Origin of the sequence: Prevotella koreensis, assembly GCF_003977605.1 — a bacterium.
In the GTDB taxonomy this organism is placed as follows: domain Bacteria; phylum Bacteroidota; class Bacteroidia; order Bacteroidales; family Bacteroidaceae; genus Prevotella; species Prevotella koreensis.
The window spans coordinates 1,192,539-1,213,474 of sequence record NZ_RYYU01000001.1 but is presented as its reverse complement, the minus strand read 5'-3'; the positions used below and the strand labels follow the sequence as shown (position 1 = coordinate 1,213,474).

The 20,936-nt window shown below is 46.7% G+C and carries 13 protein-coding genes and 1 rRNA gene (1 of these 14 only partly in view); 9 read left to right on the top strand and 5 right to left on the bottom strand.

The window, feature by feature from the left end:
• Positions 1-38 precede the first annotated feature (38 nt).
• Positions 39-2,033, top strand: coding sequence for a glycoside hydrolase family 13 protein (locus tag EHV08_RS05250; RefSeq protein ID WP_126678382.1), 1,995 nt, complete (start codon positions 39-41; stop codon positions 2,031-2,033).
• A 303-nt stretch (positions 2,034-2,336) separates the two neighbouring features.
• Positions 2,337-4,484: a M3 family metallopeptidase gene (locus tag EHV08_RS05245; RefSeq protein WP_126678381.1), complete on the top strand. Its 2,148-nt coding sequence runs from the start codon at positions 2,337-2,339 to the stop codon at positions 4,482-4,484.
• Positions 4,485-4,579: 95 nt separating this feature from the next.
• Here EHV08_RS05245 and EHV08_RS05240 read toward each other — a convergent pair whose 3' ends face one another.
• A complete protein-coding gene (locus tag EHV08_RS05240) occupies positions 4,580-5,155 on the bottom strand; it encodes a chromate transporter (RefSeq protein WP_126678380.1) in 576 nt (191 codons plus the stop codon).
• Positions 5,156-5,189: 34 nt separating this feature from the next.
• Here EHV08_RS05240 and EHV08_RS05235 point away from each other — a divergent pair, with 34 nt between their 5' ends.
• Positions 5,190-5,399 carry a hypothetical protein gene (locus tag EHV08_RS05235; RefSeq protein ID WP_126678379.1) on the top strand — a complete coding sequence of 70 codons (210 nt, stop codon included), beginning with the start codon at positions 5,190-5,192 and terminating at the stop codon, positions 5,397-5,399.
• Here EHV08_RS05235 and EHV08_RS05230 read toward each other — a convergent pair.
• Together EHV08_RS05230 and purL are read right to left on the bottom strand one after the other, a co-directional pair.
• Positions 5,369-5,905: a chromate transporter gene (locus tag EHV08_RS05230; protein ID WP_126679422.1), complete on the bottom strand. Its 537-nt coding sequence runs from the start codon at positions 5,903-5,905 to the stop codon at positions 5,369-5,371. The genes EHV08_RS05235 and EHV08_RS05230 overlap by 31 nt on opposite strands.
• A 45-nt stretch (positions 5,906-5,950) precedes the next feature.
• The gene (gene purL, locus EHV08_RS05225; protein ID WP_126678378.1) at positions 5,951-9,940 is read right to left on the bottom strand and encodes a phosphoribosylformylglycinamidine synthase; all 3,990 of its coding nucleotides are present in this window, start codon (positions 9,938-9,940) and stop codon (positions 5,951-5,953) included.
• Between the two features lie 555 nt (positions 9,941-10,495).
• Here purL and EHV08_RS05220 point away from each other — a divergent pair.
• Complete coding sequence (locus EHV08_RS05220; protein ID WP_126678377.1) at positions 10,496-11,335, top strand: OmpA family protein; 840 nt, start codon at positions 10,496-10,498, stop codon at positions 11,333-11,335.
• 336 nt (positions 11,336-11,671) lie between these two features.
• Here the strand turns inward: EHV08_RS05220 and EHV08_RS05215 are convergent, their stop codons facing one another.
• Positions 11,672-13,366, bottom strand: a complete 1,695-nt coding sequence (locus EHV08_RS05215) for a GH25 family lysozyme (RefSeq protein WP_126678376.1) — start codon at positions 13,364-13,366, stop codon at positions 11,672-11,674.
• 6 nt (positions 13,367-13,372) lie between these two features.
• Positions 13,373-14,680 (bottom strand): inositol-3-phosphate synthase, encoded by a 1,308-nt coding sequence (locus tag EHV08_RS05210; protein WP_126678375.1) that lies wholly within the window; start codon positions 14,678-14,680, stop codon positions 13,373-13,375.
• A 406-nt stretch (positions 14,681-15,086) separates the two neighbouring features.
• On the opposite strand from EHV08_RS05210, the gene EHV08_RS05205 reads away from it, so the two are divergent.
• The 5 genes from EHV08_RS05205 to EHV08_RS05185 all read left to right on the top strand — a co-directional run.
• A complete protein-coding gene (locus tag EHV08_RS05205) occupies positions 15,087-16,373 on the top strand; it encodes an AAA family ATPase (RefSeq protein ID WP_126678374.1) in 1,287 nt (428 codons plus the stop codon).
• 1 nt (position 16,374) lies between these two features.
• A complete protein-coding gene (locus tag EHV08_RS05200; protein ID WP_126678373.1) occupies positions 16,375-16,986 on the top strand; it encodes an RloB family protein in 612 nt (203 codons plus the stop codon).
• A gap of 138 nt (positions 16,987-17,124) precedes the next feature.
• Positions 17,125-17,976 carry a DUF3737 family protein gene (locus EHV08_RS05195; RefSeq protein ID WP_126679421.1) on the top strand — a complete coding sequence of 284 codons (852 nt, stop codon included), beginning with the start codon at positions 17,125-17,127 and terminating at the stop codon, positions 17,974-17,976.
• Positions 17,977-18,032: 56 nt separating this feature from the next.
• Complete coding sequence (locus EHV08_RS05190; RefSeq protein WP_126678372.1) at positions 18,033-19,220, top strand: MalY/PatB family protein; 1,188 nt, start codon at positions 18,033-18,035, stop codon at positions 19,218-19,220.
• Positions 19,221-19,806: 586 nt separating this feature from the next.
• Positions 19,807-20,936: ribosomal RNA gene (locus EHV08_RS05185) — 16S ribosomal RNA — on the top strand; it runs 401 nt beyond the window's last position.

Genomic DNA, 20,936 nt, shown 5'->3' with positions numbered 1-20,936 from the left:
AAAACAGAAAGAACATAAACCTATTAAATGATTAAAACATGCTTCGCATATTCTTATCACTATTGTTTGTTGCCGCCATATCGACGATGAATGCGGCATCGGTGAAAGTAAGCAGGATAGATCCTACCGACTGGTATGTCGGCATGAAAGATCCTTCACTGCAACTAATGGTATATGGAGAGAATATTCGTGAGACCGATGTCACGACCGACTATGCCGGAGTGAGCATAGATAGTGTGGTACGTCTTGACAGTCCGAACTATCTGTTAGTTTATCTGAACCTGAAAGACGCACAACCCGGAACTATGAAACTGAAGTTCACGGCGCGCAAGGGAGGCAAGACAAAAGGTTCGTTCACTGCTTCCTATCAACTCAAAGCACGCGATAAAGCGGGCGAACAGCGCACAGGTTTCTCTAACTCGGATGTGTTGTATATGCTGATGCCCGACCGTTTTGCATCGAGTGGCAAATACACCACACCGCAAGCCACGGCGCAATTACGCAAAACTCTTAATGATTATGTTGTTGACCGCAGTGCTCCCTCATTACGTCATGGTGGCGACCTTGAGGGCATACGCAGACATCTTGACTATTTCAACGAACTCGGTGTTACGGCTCTTTGGCTCACACCGGTGCTTGAAAACAATTCTCCCGACAACTCTCTTGGTTACAGTACATATCACGGATATGCCACAACCGACTATTATCGGGTTGATCCGCGCTTCGGAACAAACGAGGAATATCGCACTCTCACTGATGAGGCTCATCGTAAAGGACTGAAAGTGGTGATGGATATGATTTTCAATCACTGCGGCTTCGAACATCCTTGGGTGGCCGACATGCCGAGCAACGATTGGTTCAACCTGCACGAATGGCTGAAAGAGTCTAAAGGTACGTCAAACCCTCAAGGCACAAGTTTCAAGCAGACAAGTTACAAACTAACGCCGGTGCTCGACCCCTATGCTTCGGAGATTGACAAGAGTGAGACCACGCAAGGATGGTTCGTGCCGACAATGCCCGACCTTAATCAGGACAATCCTCACGTGATGAAGTATCTGATACAGAACAGTATATGGTGGATAGAAACCGTTGGCATAGACGGAATACGCATGGATACTTATCCGTATGCTTATGCCGAGGGCATGGCGCAGTGGATGAAGAGCATTGATAACGAATATCCTAACTTCAATGTGGTTGGCGAAACATGGGTTACCGAGCCGGCATATACTGCTGCATGGCAGAAAGACAGTCGCCTCGTAGATACCACTTACAACGCTAAGTCCGCATCGCTCTCTGCCGAACGCCCCAACTCTTACCTTAAAACAGTGATGGATTTCTCTTTCTTCGACCGTCTTTCAAAAGCGAAGAATGAGGAAACCGATGGCTGGTGGGAGGGTCTCAATCGCATATACAATTCGTTCTTGTACGACTATCTGTACGAAGATCCGGATAACGTGATGGCTTTCATAGAAAATCATGACACCGACCGCTTTCTCGGCAATGGCTGTGATACCCTTTCTTTGAAGCAGGCTCTGGCCTTGTTGCTCACCGTTAGGCGAATACCGCAACTCTATTATGGTACGGAGATTCTTATGAACGGAACGAAAGAAGTTACCGATGGCGATGTGAGATGCGACTTCCCGGGTGGTTTTCCCGGTGACACGCGCAATGCTTTCACCGCTGAAGGACGCTCGGCAGAGGAGAATGCAATGTTCAATTGGTTGTCACGACTGCTGCATTGGAGACGTGGGAACGACATCGTGACGCGCGGAAAGATGAAGCATTTCATACCACATAACGGTATATATGTCGTGTCGCGTGAGTACAACGGTCGCGGAGTGATAGTAATACTCAACGGTACAAGCAAGCAACAGACACTTGATGCCGCGCGTTACAGAGAATTGTTCGCCGGCCTTGCACCCACAGACAATAATATTTCAGTTCCGACAAAGGACGTGATAACCGGCAAACAAGTAATGTTCGGCAACAACATATCACTCTCTCCGCGACAGACACTCATACTGGAATACTGATTTGTCCGTTTAATGTGTAATCCTTAGAATAAAACAACAGCCCCGATGTTCATAAGCATTGGGGTTGTTTTGTTTTTTTGTAGTTCTTTATCCGTATTCATAAATGATTCTCATTTAGCCCGGTAGGTTATGAATAATCTGCCCGGATATGCTGTCGCATTTTATGTCAGATATGGTTAAAAAACACAAAATGGAGTTGTTTTGTCGCTTTTTATTCCTATTTTTGCAAAGCCATGTACGTTGATATATAGAGAAATGGCAAAACACTTGAATAGGAAATTATCAATTATTTAAATTTAAACTATGAATAACAAATTTGGAAAGTATTTGTTGGCGGCGGGGCTTGCATCGACAATGATGGGTGCAACGGCAGCAATAACAGATGACAACACTAAATTGAATGTTAAGGATGGAAATCCGTTGATGAACAGAAGCACGTTGCCTTATGGCGCACCGAACTTCGGTATCGTTAAGGCGAGCGACTATCTTCCTGCTCTGAAAGCAGGGATAGAGCAGAAACGTGCGGAAATCAGACGTATTGTTGACAATCCGGAGAAACCCACTTTCAAGAACACTATCCTCGCATACGAGAATAGTGGGCAGTTGCTTGGCAGTGTGTCTAACGTGTTCTTCGCACTGACAAACGCACATAAGACACCGGAACTGGCAACGGCAGAGGATGAAGCAATTCCTTTGCTCACCGCATTGGAGAACGAAATATCATTAAACCAGAAGTTCTTCGAGCGTGTGAAATATGTATATGACAACGAGCGCAACACTCTCAAGGGCGAAGATAAGAAACTTCTTGAGGAGGTGTATAAGGGGTTCGTGCGTTCGGGAGCACTCCTGCCGGCAGATAAGAAAGCGAGAATGGAGGAGATAAACAACCGCATCGCTGCATTGCAGCAGGAGTTCGGCAATGTGTTGCCTGCGGCTACGAATGATGCTGCGGTATGGGTGAACACCCGTGAGGAACTTGCCGGACTGAGTGATGCTGACATAGCACAGTGTAAGAAAGACGCGGAAAGCCGTGGCGGAAAGGCACCTTATTGCATAGTTATCGTGAATACCACACAGCAGCCGATATTGGCAAGCCTTGATAACCGCGACCTGCGCAAGCGTGTATATGAGGCTTCGACTCATCGTGCAGACGGTACAGGACAATATAACAACTTCCCATTTATCGTGGAAATTGCCAAATTGCGTGCCGAGAAAGCCGAACTGATGGGCTATAAGAACTATGCTTCTTACTCATTAGACGACACTATGGCTAAAAACACCGACAATGTGTATGCTTTCTTAAAGCAACTGATTGCCGTTTATACTCCGAAAGCAGAGGCTGAGACAAACGAAATAGAAGCATACGCACGAAAGACAATGGGGGCTGACTTCAAACTTCAGCCTTACGACCGCTTCTATTATTCTGCCAAAATGAAGAAAGAGAAATTCAATTTCTCTGATGATGATGTGAAACCTTATTTCGACATCGACTCTGTTCTCTTCAACGGAGTGTTCTATGCTGCGAACAAGGCTTACGGTCTTTCATTCAAAGAGCGCAAAGACCTACCGACATATCACCCCGATATGAAGGTGTTTGATGTTATAGACAAGGACGGAAAGCAGTTGGCTCTTTTCTATTGCGACTATTTCCGTCGTCCCACAAAGCGCGGTGGAGCATGGATGGATGCTTTTGCAAATCAGAGTCGTCAGCGTGAACAAATACCTATTATATATAATGTGTGCAACAGTGCAAAGGCACCGGAGGGTCAACCAACTCTTCTTACATGGAGTGAGGTGACGACAATGTTCCACGAATTTGGACACGCGTTGCACGGAATGCTTTCCGATTGTTACTACAATACATTGAGCGGAACATCTGTTTCACGTGACTTTGTGGAAATGCCATCACAGTTCAACGAGTCGTTCGCCGTTGTTCCTGAAGTCTTTGCCAACTATGCAAAGCACTATAAGACTGGTAAGTCAATGCCGGAGGAACTGAAGAAAAAGATGCTTGAGTCTCTAAACTTCCACTCTGCTTATGCGTTGGGCGAGAATCTTGCTGCCACTTGTGCCGACCTTGCATGGCATTGCCTTGCTTCTTCAGAGATTCCAACGGCCGATAAAGCCAATGACTTCGAGAAAAAAGTGCTGAAAGAAATCGGACTTCTCAACTATCAGATACCTCCACGTTACCGCACTTCATACTTCAATCATGTGTGGGGTGGTGGTTATGCTGCCGGATATTACAGTTATCTGTGGAGCGAAGTGCTTGCCGAGAACTGCGCCAACTACTTTGAAAAGAACGGTGCTCTGAATCCGTCGGTAGGCCAGGCTTTCCGTGATAAGGTGCTGAGCCGTGGCAATACGGAAGACCTGATGCAGACATTCACCAACTTCACCGGCATGAAGTCGCCCGATGCGGCTGCTCTGCTTAAGGCAAGAGGAATGTAAAAATGCCGAGTAATAAGAACCGACCCCAAAAGTGTTTGAATCGCTTTTGGGGTCGGTTTCTTTTTTCTCCGGTATTATATTGTTGATTGTTAACGTCAGTATAGCAGAAGCAAACCGGCAAAGCCGCTGTATAATATCATTCTTATAGGGTTTACTTTCAGGAACTTTGTTCCTATGAAGCAGGCCGCAAATAGTGCCACGCTTATCCAGAACTGCCACGGAGTTTCGGTAGGAGTGCCGAAATTTTCCGGTGTCATAAGCATCATTGTCGCCGCACCCAGCAGTCCCACTACGGCGGGTCGCAGACCGAGGAACACGCTTTTCACCATTGGTGTGTCCATGTATTTTATGAACATCTTGCTTATCAATATCATCATTATCAACGATGGGAGCACCAGTGCGAATGTTGCGGTGGCACTACCGAGCACTGCCATCACTCCGTCATACCCGGCATGCTTCACTGCAGCGTATCCGCAATATGTCGCAGAGTTGATGCCTATAGGTCCCGGTGTCATCTGACTGATGGCCACGATGTCCGTAAACTCACTCATCGTGAGCCAGTGATGGGTGCGCACCACCTCGTTCTGTATCAGCGACAGCATGCCATATCCGCCGCCAAAACCGAAGAGACCAATCTCAAAGAAAGTTATAAAGAGATATAGGTATATCATTGTTACTTTATTTTATATAGAGAAACACATACTTATGACTTATTGTGAACATCTGAAATATTTTAATAGATTCGCTCAACCCTCATCACTCATCGCTCAACGCTCAACCCTCAACGCTCCGCTCGGCTCCGTCAGGAGACGCTTTCGAAGCAAAGCGAAGAAAGAACGCTCCACCCTCAACGCTCAACGCTCAACGCTCAACCTTCCCTCCCCTCACTCCGTCGGTTTAATATATTTCCCATAAATATATCCGCACACTCCAGCAGCGATAATTATCAATATCGGAGACACTCCGATGGGGTATATCGCCAATGCGCAGGCAATGGGAATCCAGCAGTTGGAAAGTGTTATGCGCGCGCTTGTCGCGAGGTTGAATGTCGGGACGGCAATGAGCGCCACCACCGCAGGACGTATGCCGTTGAATATTGATGCGATAACCTTATTGTCTTGGAATTGATGGAAGAATATCGCGATGAGAAGTATTATGAGAAACGAGGGTAGGGCGGCACCCATTGTGGCGCATATCGCCCCTTTCGTTCCGCGCAGTTTATAACCGATGAATGTGCTGATGTTTACAGCAAACACCCCCGGAGTGCTCTGTGCAATGGCAATAAAGTCGAGTAGTTCCTCTTTATTTACCCATTGATGTTTATCCACCACCTCTGTTTCGATGATGGGTATCATGGCATATCCGCCGCCGAATGTCACCGCGCCGATTTTAAAGAAAGTCCTGAACGACTCTAAATATATATTGTTCAAAGCCACTTGTATTTCTGATGTATTACTTATTCAACATTACTGTCTCGCCTCAATCCACTTGCGTGCGTTGACGAAAGCCTCAATCCACGGTGTCACCTCATCTTTTCGGCGGTCTTGCGGATACCATGCGTTCTGCCAAGGGAATATTGCACGCTCAAAGTGTGGCATCATTGCGAGGTGGCGACCGTCCTTAGAGCAGATACCCGCAGTGTCGTAGTCGCTGCCATTGGGATTGCCCGGGTAGTTATGATAATTATATTTCGCAATGATGTTATATTTCTCCTCCGGTTCCGGAAGCGAGAACTTACCCTCTCCGTGTGCAACCCAGATGCCGAGTTTTGTGCCACTCAGCGAACTTAGCATCACACTGTTGTTCTCCGGTATGGCGAGTGAGACGAAGCAACTCTCAAACTTGTGACTGTCATTATGCAGCATGCGTGTACGTTTTTTGCTGTCTCTGTTCGCTCCCCGCATTTCTTTTTCTTCCAGCAGTCCGAGTTCCACCATGAGTTGGCAACCGTTACAAATACCGAGCGACAGTGTGTCCTCGCGTTCATAAAATCTTTCGAGAGCCTCTTTTGCTTTCGGGTTGAAAAGGAACGCACCGGCCCAACCCTTCGCGCTGCCAAGAACGTCAGAGTTTGAGAAACCACCGCAGAACACTATCATATTCACCTCGTCGAGTGTTTCGCGACCGCTGATGAGGTCTGTCATCATCACGTCTTTCACATCAAAGCCTGCAAGCCATAATGAGTAAGCCATTTCTCGCTCGCCGTTTGTTCCCTTCTCGCGTATTATAGCGGCCTTGGGTAGGTTGAGGGTTGAGCGATGAGGGTTCTTTCTTCGCTTTGCTTCGAAAGCGTCTCCTGACGGAGCCGAGTGGAGCGATGAGGTTTTATCAGAGTCGTTTTCGCTCAACGCTAAACGCTCAACGCTCAACATCCTTTCCTCTCTCAGCGTCCCCAGTCCGTATTGTTCCAATTTACCTGTGAAGTCTTCTTTGAACTTCATCTCCAGCGGTTGGTTCTTATAGTTCTTCGCGCGTTCGTCTGCACAGCCGTTGAAACTCTGCTTGCGGTCAAGCAGATGAGATGTTTCATACCACGCATTGCGCATATCGTCAATGTCGAAGCAATGACAGAAACTGTCTTTCTGCACCACGATATAGCGTAGCGGGTCAGGTTTTCCTATCTGTGCATAACTTATTTCGGCCTTGTCGAGCACTGCTTCTACTGTCGCTATGTCACTGTCGGCAATCTGAATCACCGCTCCGGGATTTTCGGCGAACAATATTTTCACCATGTCGTTGCCTTCAAATGCACTCAAGTCAATATTCATTCCGCCCTCACGGTTGGCAAATGTCATTTCGAGCAGAGTTGTTATTAGTCCTCCGGCACTGATGTCATGACCGGCCATAACGAGCCCTTGATTTATCAAATCTTGCACGGCGTTGAACGCATTGCGGAAATATTCCGGGTCTTTCACCGTCGGCACGTCGTCGCCCACCTTGCCGTGGGTCTGTGCGAAGGCACTTCCGCCGAGCCGTTGTTCGTCGTATGAGAAGTCTATGTGATATAACGTGGTGGCTTTGTCGTTCACCATTACAGGCGAAACCACTTTCCTCACGTCTGCCACTTCGCCGCCCGAACTTACTATCACTGTTCCCGGAGCGATGATTTTCTCGCCGTTGGGATATTGTTGACTCATAGAAAGTGAGTCTTTTCCAGTCGGAACGTTGATGTGCAGTTCGCAACAGAAGTCGGATAGTGCTTCCACTGCCGCGTAGAGTCGTGCATCCTCACCTTTCTGCGAGCGGCAAGGCCACATCCAGTTTGCCGAGAGCGAAACACTGTCGAGCCCCTCTTCGAGTGGTGCCCACACGATGTTTGTCAGCGATTCGGCAACAGAGAGTACGCTGCCGGCTGCCGGATTGGCAAGCGCTGCTTGTGGAGCATGACCCAAAGCCGTGGCAATTCCTTTCACGCCGCGGTAGTCGAGTGCCACCACACCGCAGTCGCTCAACGGCAACTGTATCTCGCCTTGGCACTGCTGACGTGCCACCTTGCCCGTCACCGAACGGTCCACCTTGTTTGTGAGCCAGTCTTTGCAAGCCACAGCCTCAAGCGATAGCACACGCTTCAAGAGTGTGTCGAGGTTTGCGTTGGCATTATCGTAACTTACATTTTCATAGTGACGCTCCACCGTTTCGTCCTGCATCACCGTGACAGGTGAATGTCCGAACATCTGTGCCACGTCGAGATCGAACGGTTTTTTACCGTCACCCTGACGGAATGAGAAGTGAGCATCGCCCGTGGTCTCGCCCACCACATACAGCGGTGCACGCTCGCGCTCGGCAATACGGCGCACGTGGTCGATGTGCTTCTCGTCTATCAGCAGTCCCATTCGCTCCTGACTCTCGTTGGCAATTATCTCTTTTGCCGACAGCGTTTTGTCGCCAATCGGCAGTTTTGTCATGTCTATCTCGCCGCCACATTCCTCAACGAGTTCTGAAAGGCAGTTCACATGACCTGCACTTCCGTGGTCGTGTATGCTGACAACGGGATTTATCTCTTCCTCACACAGTGCCCTGACGAGATTATAAGCACGCTTCTGCATCTCCGGGTTGGCGCGCTGTATGGCGTTCAACTCGATGCCGTTGCTGTATCTGCCGGTATCAACAGACGATACCGAACCTCCGCCAAGACCGATACGGTAGTTGTCGCCACCCACCACAACAATCTTATTTCCTGTCTGCGGTTCTTTCTTCAGGCAGTCGCGTTTCGTTCCGTAACCTACTCCTCCGGCAAGCATTATCACCTTGTCGTAAGCGTATTTCTCATTACCTTCCTGATGTTCGAAAGTGAGAACCGAACCGGTAATCAGCGGTTGGCCGAACTTGTTTCCGAAGTCGCTCGCTCCGTTAGATGCCTTTATCAATATCTGTTCCGGTGTCTGGTATAGCCATTCGCGCACAGGCAGTATTTGCTCCCATGGCTTTGTGGAGGGTTGAGGGTTGAGGGTTGAGCGATGAGGGTTGAGGGTTGAGGGTTGAGCGATGCTTGTATCGTTACCACAACTTTTTTCGCTCAACGCTAAACGCTCAACGCTCAACATTCCCCCTTCGTCCAACCGTGAATACGCTGTCATATATACGGCAGTTCCGGCTATTGGCCATGAGCCTACACCACCACCCATGCGGTCGCGAATTTCGCCACCGGTGCCTGTCGCCGCTCCGTTGAACGGTTCCACGGTGGTAGGGAAATTGTGCGTCTCTGCCTTCAGTGAGATGACGCTTTCTATTTCTTTCACGCGGAACCAGTCGCTTGTTGATTGGTCGCTTGGTGCAAACTGTTCCACAACAGGCCCTTGCGAGAAAGCCACGTTATCCTTGTATGCCGATAGAATCTTGTGAGGATTTTCTTTCGTGGTCTTCTTTATCATGCTGAACAGGCTCGATTCTTTCTCCTCGCCGTCAATGATAAACTTGCCTCCGAAAATCTTGTGACGGCAGTGCTCGGAGTTTATCTGTGCAAAACCGAACACCTCACTGTCGGTGAGAGGTCGGCCAAGTTGCTTCTCCACGCTGTGCAGATATTCTATTTCGGCAGGCGACAGAGCGAGCCCCTCACGTTCGTTATATTCTTCAAGATTCTCAACATGCTTTATTGGCTCCGGCTCATGATTCACGGTGAATACCGTCTGGTCGAGCCTTTCATACATGCGTTGCAGCATAGGGTCGTGCTCGGCATTCTTGTCTGCCACGGGGAAAAATTCCTCTATACGCACAATGCCGTGGAGATTCATATTCTGTGTAATCTCAACGGCATTGGTGCTCCACGGTGTAATCATCTCGCGTCGCGGACCGACGAAGAACCCTTCCACCGCTGTCTGGAAATCACCATTGGTCGTGAGCAGTTCGGCATCGCCATAGAGCCAGCACAGTTCGTTTATCTCTTGAGCATTCAACTGATGGTCTGCGTCAGTTGCGATGATGCTCGCTGTCGGAGTCTTGAAGAAAAATATCATATTCGTAAGGTATATACTTTATTAGGATAACGCTGCAAAGGTAAGCATTTTTTTCGTTTTCCGTGCATCTGTAAAGCAAAAAAAATCCACACTCGTGATGTGAAAATATACCTTTCATCGACTCTCTACTTTTCTTTTTACAATTACCTGATTTGCAACCAATATCCCACCGCAATTAATATTGTATTTGATGCCTTGCCAAAACAGCCCGTTTTGCTCTGCAATTTCGCCCAATTTGCTGACCAATTTCGCCGATTTTACTCACCAAAATCGCCCAAATTGTTATATACACAAATACAAATGGTTTGCCCATTTACGTTTATTCACGTAGAATTTACGGCCGTTTGCGTTGGGCTTTCCTTGTCCCATGATTGCGAGTAAATGAATTAATGGATAATACTCGTTCTATAATAAAAACTTTTTTCGTGCTGTTTCGGTTAAAAAAACATAATGTAATGCAACATTATTTGCTTTTGTTCGTCATATTAACGACTTTTGCCGCATAAAGACCGCATGGTATAAGCGGAATAGTATTAACCATAAATAAAGTAAGTGATGAAAAAAAGTATCTTAGCGATGGCACTCTTTGCAGGCGTACTCTTCATGAGCGGTTGTGCCAGCAAGAAGGATCTGGAGAATTGTAAACTCGAGAACAAAGACCTGACAAGCAACTTGCAGAATACCAAGGAGCAACTTGCTGCGGCAAATTCGCGTGTCAGTTCGCTCGAAGACCAGTTGCGTCAGGCGCAGAGTGCTTACCAATTATTGCAGCAGTCGCTCGATAAGAGTCTGTCTAATGCAAGTCAGAACAATGTCAGCATAGAGAAATTGGTGGATCAGATTAACGAGTCTAACCAGTATATACGTCATTTGGTGGAGGTGAAGTCGAAGAGCGACTCGCTTAACATGGTGCTCACGAACAATCTTACACGCTCGCTCACCAAAGAGGAGTTGAGAGAGGTGGATGTACAAGTGCTTAAAGGAGTGGTTTATATCTCGCTTGCCGACAACATGCTCTATAAGAGCGGTTCTTACGAAATCAACGACCGCGCAGCAGAAACTCTGTCGAAGATAGCAAAGATCATAACAGACTACAGAGATTATGACGTGCTGGTGGAGGGTAATACCGACAATGTGCCAATTTCTCGCGAGAACATACGCAACAACTGGGACCTCTCTTGTCTGCGTGCATCAAGCGTTGTGCAGTATCTGCAGAAGCACTACGGCGTAGATCCTAAGCGTCTCACTGCCGGCGGACGTGGCGAATATAACCCGATTGCAACAAACAATAACGAGGTGGGTAAGCAGCGCAACCGTCGCACGCAAATCATAATCACCCCGAAACTCGATCAGTTCATGGATCTTATCGACAAGGCTCCGGAGGCTGAAAACTAATTTCGCGAAACAGAAACGGAAATAAATCATAAACAACGGCGATGACTTGCGTCCCGCATTTGAGAGTCAAATGGATTGGGGCAGGTCATCGCTGTTGTTCTGTATGTTTTATAAATACTTTTACTTCGTTCGAGTATTGTCTTGCGTATTACGCGTGTTTTCCGAGTTATACGCATTTTTTCAAATGTTCAGTCTATCCCAAAACAGGTTCAGGTACTAATTGTTGGTTGGAGTTTATACTCGTTGATTGATTGCGCGGTGTGCATACTTGTTGTCAAAGGAGGAGTGATGTCAAAGAGTCTTGGTTTTTTGAAAATCACACTTGTTCCCGCTTCACTATCGAATTGTTCTTCTCTCAAGATACTCTTCCCACTCATCACGATAGCCGTTGAAGACATTTATATCCACGTCGCCGCGTATTCCGGAAAGTTTTCCGTCGTAGCCGAGTTGCCAGAAAGCGAGGTGCATGTCGGGCTTGAACTCGTTGTAGCGTGCAATCCACACCTCATAGTCGGCGACAATGTCGGGTGCCAACGGCATATATTGGTTGACGAACATCTGATTGATGTATAATATCGGGCGCGTACCGGTGGCACTCTCCACGATGTTCATCCATGTTCTTATGTAAGAGAACATCACTTCCGCGCCACCCATTGCCGCTATCTGTGCATCGCCGGGCTCTACATCGAGCACGGGAGGCAAGTCGCCCTTGCCGAATTTGCTATTGCGCAGGAAATGCTTTGCCTGTTTTATAGGGTCGCTCTTGGTTGAAAAGAAATGGTATGTGCCCACACGTATGCCGTTCTTGCGTGCCGCTACATAGTCGGAACCATAGTATTTGTTGAGGACACTGGTGCCTTCGGTGGATTTTATGAATACGAACGACACGGGATAGTTCACTTTTCCGGTTATTGTCTTCGGAGTTTTCACGCCGAGACTTGTGATGTGCAGGTTTTTCCAATTTATCGGATAGATGCCTTTGTCCACCTCATGCTGATAGCGTGCTATGTCGATGCCATATATGCGCTCGGGCGTATAGTTGAGTCGTTCGCCACGGAAGCGGTCGGCCTTCCACAGTCCCACACGCACGTTTCCTGCCGAGTCAACCGAGCAACCGAATCCGTCACGCATCCCGTCATTCCAAAAACCATCGTAGTAGTTACCTGCACGGTCGATGTACATGCCGTGACCGTTACGTTTTCCGTCCTTCGTTTCGCCGTAGTAAGCATATTTCGGTTGAGGCTTTCCGGTGTATTCGCTCGGTTCGCTGTTATAGTTGGCGTAGGCATATATTGGTTTCAGTCGGTTTCTTGTCTGTATAATGCACCGTAAGGTAGGGGCATCGCTCTTGAGCAGGTGGCATCTGCGTCGGCGCATCTTTCCTCTCTCGTTTTTATATACTGCCGTGAATCGTTGCACAATAGACATTCGCAGCGGTTTGTTTTCAATGCCATGCAACGATTTCAGAGCCGCATCTACGCGCTCCTTGTCGGCCGCCACCTCTGCATAATGCGCCGCCACGATATGATAACCGTCATCGGCAACGCTATGAACGCGCATATAATAGAGCAGTTCGCGCAATGTCCGTTCGAGAGTCTTGCTTTTTCCGGTAAGCATGATTTGCTGTTGTCTGACGAGTTTCGGCAGTGTGTCGTTCACTATTTTCAGCAGACTGTCGGCCTTGTAGTCCGGATTGTACGTAACGATGCGACCGTGACACGACGGGAAGAACAAGAATTTGTTGTGCCATGCGCCGCCGAATGTTTCTTCTCTTGACGCGAGAATTTCGTTGTCCACGGATATGTTTGCGCGTGTCCAATCATTCGATAGTTCGTCAATATATAATAATGTGTCGCTGCCTGATGTCAGAGCGTAACACGACCGGTATTCAACGCTGACCTTGTTTCGCTCTTTTTGACTTTCAGACATTGGTATTGCGAACCACAGCATCCACGCCATGGCCATTACAGGAAGAAGCACCCACCACCATTTCGGTATGCGTCGTGAGGCTGCTCTGTTCTTGTTCGCCATCAGGTCTTAGTCTATTTCCTCGTCGGCTTCGTAGCCACCCATTTCGCGTATGGCGTTTTTCAGCATTGTGTATTGCTGGTATAGGTTGTTCACCGCTTCTTCATTGCGGGTATAGTCGTGCATTGGTGATTTCATGAAGAAACTCAAGAAATGCTGTGTGCCATATCGGCCGGCACGTGCTGCGAGGTCGCTTAGCAGACAGAGGTCGAGCAACAGCGGTGCAGCAAGTATCGAGTCGCGGCAGAGGAAGTTTATTTTTATCTGCATGGGGTAGCCCATCCATCCGAAGATGTCTATGTTGTCCCAGCCCTCTTTGTTGTCGTTGCGCGGCGGATAGTAATTGATGCGCACCTTGTGATAGTAGTCTTTGTAGAGTTCCGGTTGTACGTCGGCCTTCAATATCGTTTCGAGCGTAGAGAGTTTCGACACCTCCTTTGTTCGGAAATTTGCAGGTTCGTCGAGCACAAGACCGTCGCGATTGCCGAGGATATTTGTCGAGAACCAACCATTCAGACCGAGGCAGCGCGTGCTGATGATAGGTGCAAAACCACTCTTCACGAGTGTCTGTCCTGTCTTGAAGTCTTTTCCCGATATTGGCATCTTTGTCTTTTCTGCCAATTCCCACATCGCCGGAATATCGACTGTTGTGTTCGGAGCACCCATTATGAACGGTGCACCCTCCGAAAGTGCCGCATAAGCGTAGCACATCGATGGTGCAATATGTTCGCGGTCGTCCTCGTCCATTGCCTTTTCGAGTGCTGCCAAGGTGAAATGTACGTTCTCGTCCACCGGTACGTAAATCTCTGTCGATGCCGCCCATATCACAACTATGCGCGCGCAATTCTTCTCTTTCTTGAACCGGCGAATATCTTCGCGCAGTGCTTCTGCCATCTCGCGGCGTGTCTTGCAGTCCTTAACATTGTCGCCATCGATGCGCTTGGCGTAGTTCTTGTCGAATGCTGCCTTCATCGGTACTATTTTTTCCAACTCGTCGCGTACCGGATTTATGTCTTTCTCGTTGAGCACTTCAGCATACATCGCAGCCTGATATGCGTTCTGCGGGTAAACATCCCATACTGCAAACTCGATGTCTTCGAGCCTTGCAAGAGGTACTATGTCGTTATAATTCAAGTATTTTTTGTTGTCACCTCGACCCACTCGGATTTTGTCATACTGCGTCATTGAACCTACAGGTTTTGCCAATCCCTTGCGTGCCATAAGTACTCCGGTGATGAACGTTGTGGAAACTGCACCGCAACCTACGACCATGATTCCCAGTTTGCCATCAGCCGGCATAACATCTTGTTGTTTCATTCCTAATATGTAATTCTTGTTTGTTATGTTCTTTCAAAGAATATCAGATTTCTTTTTTTATTACGACAAAATTAATAAAAACTTTTAATACAGTCGCTGTTTTATACTTTTTTAGCACATACTTGTGTGCTTTTCTGCCTTTTACAGCCATTTCCTATTGATAAAGTATGGCATAATGGCAACAATTAGAACGAAACTGTTTTGCAAATTGGGCGAGATTGCTCACCAAATTCGCCTAATTTGCTTTTCAAATTCGCCCCAATCGTAACGCATTTGATTATCTCTTTTGTGGCAATAAAATGTCTAAATATTGTAACTGTTCTACGATTTTGGCTCAAATATTTGGTTTAATGCTGTATTTGATATAAATTTGTGGCAGAAATCAAACATTTAATATGTCATTAATATGATTCGAGATTTTTGGGTTAAGAATTATCTTTCGATTAGCGACAAGCAAGAATTGAGTTTCGTTGCCAAAGAGCCTGCTTCAGAACTTGTGGTAGAGGTGTCTGAAAATGTTTTTCTTTATAAGTTAGGAATATTGTATGGCTCAAATGCTTCCGGTAAATCAAATATGCTGCTTGCCATGAATGAGATATTCAGAATGATGATACAGCCAAAATCCGATGCGGGTAAAAAGATTTCCGGTTATATGCCATTTGTTTTGTCAACAGACAAGCCTACCGAAATGCATGTGTCGTTCTATGTTGCCGGAATAAGATATGATTATGACGTGTCCTTCAACGGCAGATGCATATTAAAAGAAGTGTTGAACTATTATCCTAATAAGGCAAAGTCGCTGTTTTATGAGCGTAACTTTGTGAGTGATAATGTGCAGGCTAACATCAAATTCGGCACAGGGCTTAAGTTGCTTGCCAAGACACAAGAAAGCATCCGTGAGAATACTCTCAATAATCATAGTGTGCTGTCTGTTTGCAGAAAAGCGGCTTTGAAAGAAGACATAGAGCCATTCAACAAACTAAGCAACTGGATTATGGCTAATTGTCATGATGTGGATGGGGATGACGAGCAAGAGAAAAGCGTTGTCGAGATATTGAATGAGGCATATACCGATGACAAAAAACGAAAGTTCTTCAATCAGATGCTTCAAAATGCCGATTTGAACATCTTGGAATACAAGCCTACACTGCAAGATAGGTCAATCCCACAGGAGTATCGTGAGCGAATAAAACAAGAAAATATTCCTGATGAGATGAAGGAGGCGTTGCTAAGAACTACGGTCGAGTCGGTAACATTCGTGAACAAGTCGTATAAAGGACAGTTTGACGTTCCTCTATTCCGGCAGTCAAAGGGCACGTTGAAATATATACGCATACTTAATGCACTGTACGAGATGGTTACGAGTTCTCATGTTTACTACTTAGATGAACTCGGTGAAGACCTGCATTATGATTTGCTTTTCTATTATCTGAACGTTTTCATATTCAATTCTGACAAGTCGCAACTTATTATCACCAGTCAGGAAACAGCCTTGCTTTCTCAGGATATGATTAATGAAAATCGAGGCGTGGTATGGTTTGTTGAGAAGAATAAGGAAACGGCATCATCCGAATATGCGCGTGGAGACTCTTATGGTTTGCATAAGAATCTTTCTTTGTATAATTCTTATCGTATTGGGCGGTTAGGTGCAAAGCCCGAACTTGGTAGTATTTTCATTGATATGGAGGATTGATATGGGGAAACTGCATAAGACAACGTTGATATTGGGTGAGGGACCGACGGAATTCTATTACTTCAAGTCGTTGAGCAATGTGTTAAAGGGACTTACGATAAAGCCCGATTATCCAAAACATACCAGTATAAAGGAGTTGGAACAGAAGATAACAGAAGGTATTGCGATGGGGTATGATAGCATCTTTTGTGTTATAGACATGGACACGAAGGACAAAGATCCGGAACGCTCGCAGTATGTCCGATTGAAAGAAAAGTATGCGAAGCAGATTGATAAGCCCCAAAAAGGAATCCATTGCGAAGTTAAATTCTTCGAGACGCACAGGTGTATAGAACTGTTTTTCCTATATTATTTCAAGTACACTTCACGTATGTATGCCAATCAAGAACTTCTTCTGAATGACTTGAGACATCACTGCGAATATCGTAAGACAATTGATTTCTTTGTTAAGAGCAAAGGCCTGCATTCTTATTTTGAAAGAAATGGGGGAAGTCTGGCCACAGCCATTAAAAATGCTGAACATTCCATGCAAGACAAAAAGGTCGGAAATCGTGACTATACATACTCGGAACTTGGAAAAATGATGCGTGAGTTGGGAGAAAAACAGAAATAAAAGAAAGTACTTCCTCTATTCTTATATTAGGACTCGACAGATAACCATAAGGTAAAAAAGAGATAAAGTTATGTCAGATTAATTTTGAGCACCTACTTATTTATTGTAACTTTGCAGCCAAATAACATATAAAATATGATGGAGGTAATAAAAAACAAAGAGTTTGGAGGGGAAAGACCTCTCTTCGACATACATAACACACGATTTGAGAATGTTACTATAACAGAAGGAGAATCGGGAATAAAATGTTGTAGCAACATAGAGGCAGACAACTGTCGTTTTATAGGAAAGTATCCTTGGTGGCACGTTGACGGCTCACTGATTACCAACTGCTATTTCGAGGTTGGCTCGCGTTCGGGTATATGGTATTCCAACGATATGGTTGTGAGAGACACCGTGATAGATGCCCCGAAACTGTTCCGCGAGATGAATAATGTGACAATAGAAAACGTGACATTCAATGATGCAGACGAGACCTTTTGGAAGGTAAAGAACCTGAAGATAAAGAACGTTACGCTGCATGAGGGTACATATCCTTTCATGTTCTGCGAGAATGTGCATGTGGACGGATTGGTAAGCGATTCGAAATATGTGTTCCAATACTGTAAGAACGTGGAGGTGCACAACGCGAAGATAACCACAAAAGACTCGTTTTGGGAAGTGGAGAACGTTACGATATACGACAGCGAACTCAATGGCGAATATCTTGCGTGGCACTCCAAGAACGTGCGAGTCGTGAGATGTCATATAACGGGAGAACAGCCGCTATGCTATGCCGAGAACTTAGTGCTCGAAGATTGCACGTTCGGCGAAGACTGCGACCGTGTGTTCGAAGATTCGGACGTGCAGGCTGATATAATAGGAAGCATAACGGAGGTGAAGAACCCGAGAACCGGCAGAATAGTGGCTGACAGCATAGGACGAATAACGATAGACGCGAGCGTCAGAAAACCGGCCGACTGCAAGATAATACAGAGAAACGAACAATAATAAAAACGTGCAGGCGCAATGTCGCAGCACAAACATAAATCTTAAATCAAAAATCTATGAACTACAATTTTGACGAAATCATCAAGAGACGCGGCTCAAACTGCGTCAAATGGGATGAAGCAGAAGAAGACATCATGCCGTTGTGGATTGCCGACATGGACTTCAAAGTGTATCCGGGAATAACAGAGGCTATGCGCAAGCGACTTGATCATGAGGTGTTCGGATACACTCTCGTGCCACAGAGTTACTACGACTCGGTTATCAACTGGTTCGGCAATCGCCACGGAGCAAAGGGGTGGAAACGCGAACACATTATAATCACCATTGGTGTGGTGCCCGCAATCTCGGCCATCGTGCATGCTCTGACGCTTCCGGGCGACAAAGTGCTGATGACCACTCCTATCTATAACTGTTTCTATTCAAGCATTCGCAACCAAGGTGCCCTCGTGGAGGAACTGCCGTTGCTGCTCGACGAGAAGAAGAACGGCAAGGACGAACATGCCTTCACAATAGACTGGGATGGTTTCGAGAAGGCATGTGCCGACCCGAATGTGCGCATTTTCTTGCTCTGCAACCCTCATAACCCGTCAGGAAGAGTGTGGACAAAAGAGGAACTGATGCGCATCGGAGAGATATGTTTCAAGAACAATGTATTGGTGGTTTCCGACGAAATTCACTGCGAGTTCGTTTCAGACGGATATAAATATATTCCGTTCTCTTCGCTCGGTGAGGAGTTCTTGCAGAATAGCGTGACATGTGTGGCTGCGTCTAAGGCATTCAACGTAGCCGGACTACAGACTGCCAACATAATTGTTGCCGATCCGGATAAGCGTTATCGCATAAACCGTGCTGTGAATATCTTTGAAACGTGCGATGTCAACCCATTCGGAATCGTTGCCGTAGAGGCTGCATATACCGACGGTGGTGCAGAGTGGTTGAAGCAGTTCAATGACTATGTGCAGGGCAACTACGACTACCTTGTGTCTCAATTCGCAGAGAAATTGCCGCAACTGTGGGTGTCGCCGCATGAGTCAACATACCTTGCTTGGGTTGATTGCTCGGCATTTGGCAAGTCATCTACCGAGATTAAAGACTATTTGTACAATAACTATAAGGTATGGCTCTGCGACGGCTTGTGCTATGGCGAACAGCAACGTGCTTTCCTTCGCATCAACCTTGCATGCCCACGCTCTATCCTTGCTGAAGGATTGCAGCGCATGATTACCGGCTTGCAGTCATTATAAAAAGCCCCGTTACGTATAAATTACGTATAATTCACGTTCCATCACGTCCCATTCACGTATAATTCACGTTAGCTTTCTTAAACGTAATTTGTGGTGAATGGGACGTGAATTGTTCGTAAATGTTATTTATATAGACTCGCAGTTCTATTTTTATTTATTTTCCCCATCGCTCTCTATATATATAATAATGTATTGTTTTCTTTCTTCTTCGTTTATTTTCTTTATTCTTTTCTTCTTTTTCTTTTTTTTCTAAATTTTTCTTTGAAAAAGTTTTGTGGTTTGCGAATTTAGCATTACCTTTGCACTCGCTTTTGAAAAATCCGGCCTTTTTGGTTGTGTTTTCATGAGCACATAAAGAAAGAGTTCTTTGATAGATTTCAATAAGACAGAGAAGTAGTACAAGAAGCGAGGTTGTGTTTATTCATGACCTTTGGTAATTAGGAATGCCGTCGGATGCTTTTGTCATTTCGACGGTGCCCATGAACCGTCAATTAAATTGTACCGGATATTGTGCATTCTTGAGACAGACATTATTATTATGGCACATTGTTTTTTTGTGTCATTAATTATTATAATCAGACATTTTACAATGGAGAGTTTGATCCTGGCTCAGGATGAACGCTAGCTACAGGCTTAACACATGCAAGTCGAGGGGCATCATGCGGATTGCTTGCGATCCGTGATGGCGACCGGCGCACGGGTGAGTAACGCGTATCCAACCTTCCCGCTGCAGGGGGATAACCCGGTGAAAGCCGGACTAATACCCCATAATCCCCGTTGACGGCATCCGATTCGGGGCAAAGTTTTTTTCGGCAGCGGATGGGGATGCGTCCGATTAGTTTGTTGGTGAGGTAACGGCTCACCAAGGCTTTGATCGGTAGGGGTTCTGAGAGGAAGGCCCCCCACATTGGGACTGAGACACGGCCCAAACTCCTACGGGAGGCAGCAGTGAGGAATATTGGTCAATGGGCGCAAGCCTGAACCAGCCAAGTAGCGTGGAGGATGACTGCCCTATGGGTTGTAAACTCCTTTTATGCGGGGATAAAATGTTTCACGTGTGAGATATTGCAGGTACCGCATGAATAAGGACCGGCTAATTCCGTGCCAGCAGCCGCGGTAATACGGAAGGTCCTGGCGTTATCCGGATTTATTGGGTTTAAAGGGAGCGCAGACTGCTTGTCAAGCGTGCAGTGAAACGCCGTGGCCCAACCACGGTCCTGCTGCGCGAACTGGCTTGCTTGAGTGGGCCGTAGGTACGCGGAATTCGTGGTGTAGCGGTGAAATGCTTAGATATCACGAGGAACTCCGATTGCGAAGGCAGCGTACCATATCCCAACTGACGTTTATGCTCGAAGGTGCGGGTATCGAACAGGATTAGATACCCTGGTAGTCCGCACAGTAAACCATGGATGCTCGCTGTCGGCGATAAATTGCCGGTGGCCTAGCGAAAGCGTTAAGCATCCCACCTGGGGAGTACGCCGGCAACGGTGAAACTCAAAGGAATTGACGGGGGCCCGCACAAGCGGAGGAACATGTGGTTTAATTCGATGATACGCGAGGAACCTTACCCGGGCTTGAATTGCAGAGGAAAGATCCAGAGATGGTGATGCCCTTCGGGGTCTCTGTGAAGGTGCTGCATGGTTGTCGTCAGCTCGTGCCGTGAGGTGTCGGCTTAAGTGCCATAACGAGCGCAACCCCTCTGCGTAGTTGCCATCG

Coding starts and splice junctions, on each gene's coding strand:
- EHV08_RS05200 (WP_126678373.1), top strand. CDS start 16,375: ATGGGGAAACTGCATAAGACAACGTTGATATTGGGTGAGGGACCGACG.
- EHV08_RS05250 (WP_126678382.1), top strand. CDS start 39: ATGCTTCGCATATTCTTATCACTATTGTTTGTTGCCGCCATATCGACG.
- EHV08_RS05190 (WP_126678372.1), top strand. CDS start 18,033: ATGAACTACAATTTTGACGAAATCATCAAGAGACGCGGCTCAAACTGC.
- EHV08_RS05245 (WP_126678381.1), top strand. CDS start 2,337: ATGAATAACAAATTTGGAAAGTATTTGTTGGCGGCGGGGCTTGCATCG.
- EHV08_RS05210 (WP_126678375.1), bottom strand. CDS start 14,680: ATGAAACAACAAGATGTTATGCCGGCTGATGGCAAACTGGGAATCATG.
- purL (WP_126678378.1), bottom strand. CDS start 9,940: ATGATATTTTTCTTCAAGACTCCGACAGCGAGCATCATCGCAACTGAC.
- EHV08_RS05235 (WP_126678379.1), top strand. CDS start 5,190: ATGACTTATTGTGAACATCTGAAATATTTTAATAGATTCGCTCAACCC.
- EHV08_RS05240 (WP_126678380.1), bottom strand. CDS start 5,155: ATGATATACCTATATCTCTTTATAACTTTCTTTGAGATTGGTCTCTTC.
- EHV08_RS05215 (WP_126678376.1), bottom strand. CDS start 13,366: ATGGCGAACAAGAACAGAGCAGCCTCACGACGCATACCGAAATGGTGG.
- EHV08_RS05205 (WP_126678374.1), top strand. CDS start 15,087: ATGATTCGAGATTTTTGGGTTAAGAATTATCTTTCGATTAGCGACAAG.
- EHV08_RS05220 (WP_126678377.1), top strand. CDS start 10,496: ATGAAAAAAAGTATCTTAGCGATGGCACTCTTTGCAGGCGTACTCTTC.
- EHV08_RS05195 (WP_126679421.1), top strand. CDS start 17,125: ATGGAGGTAATAAAAAACAAAGAGTTTGGAGGGGAAAGACCTCTCTTC.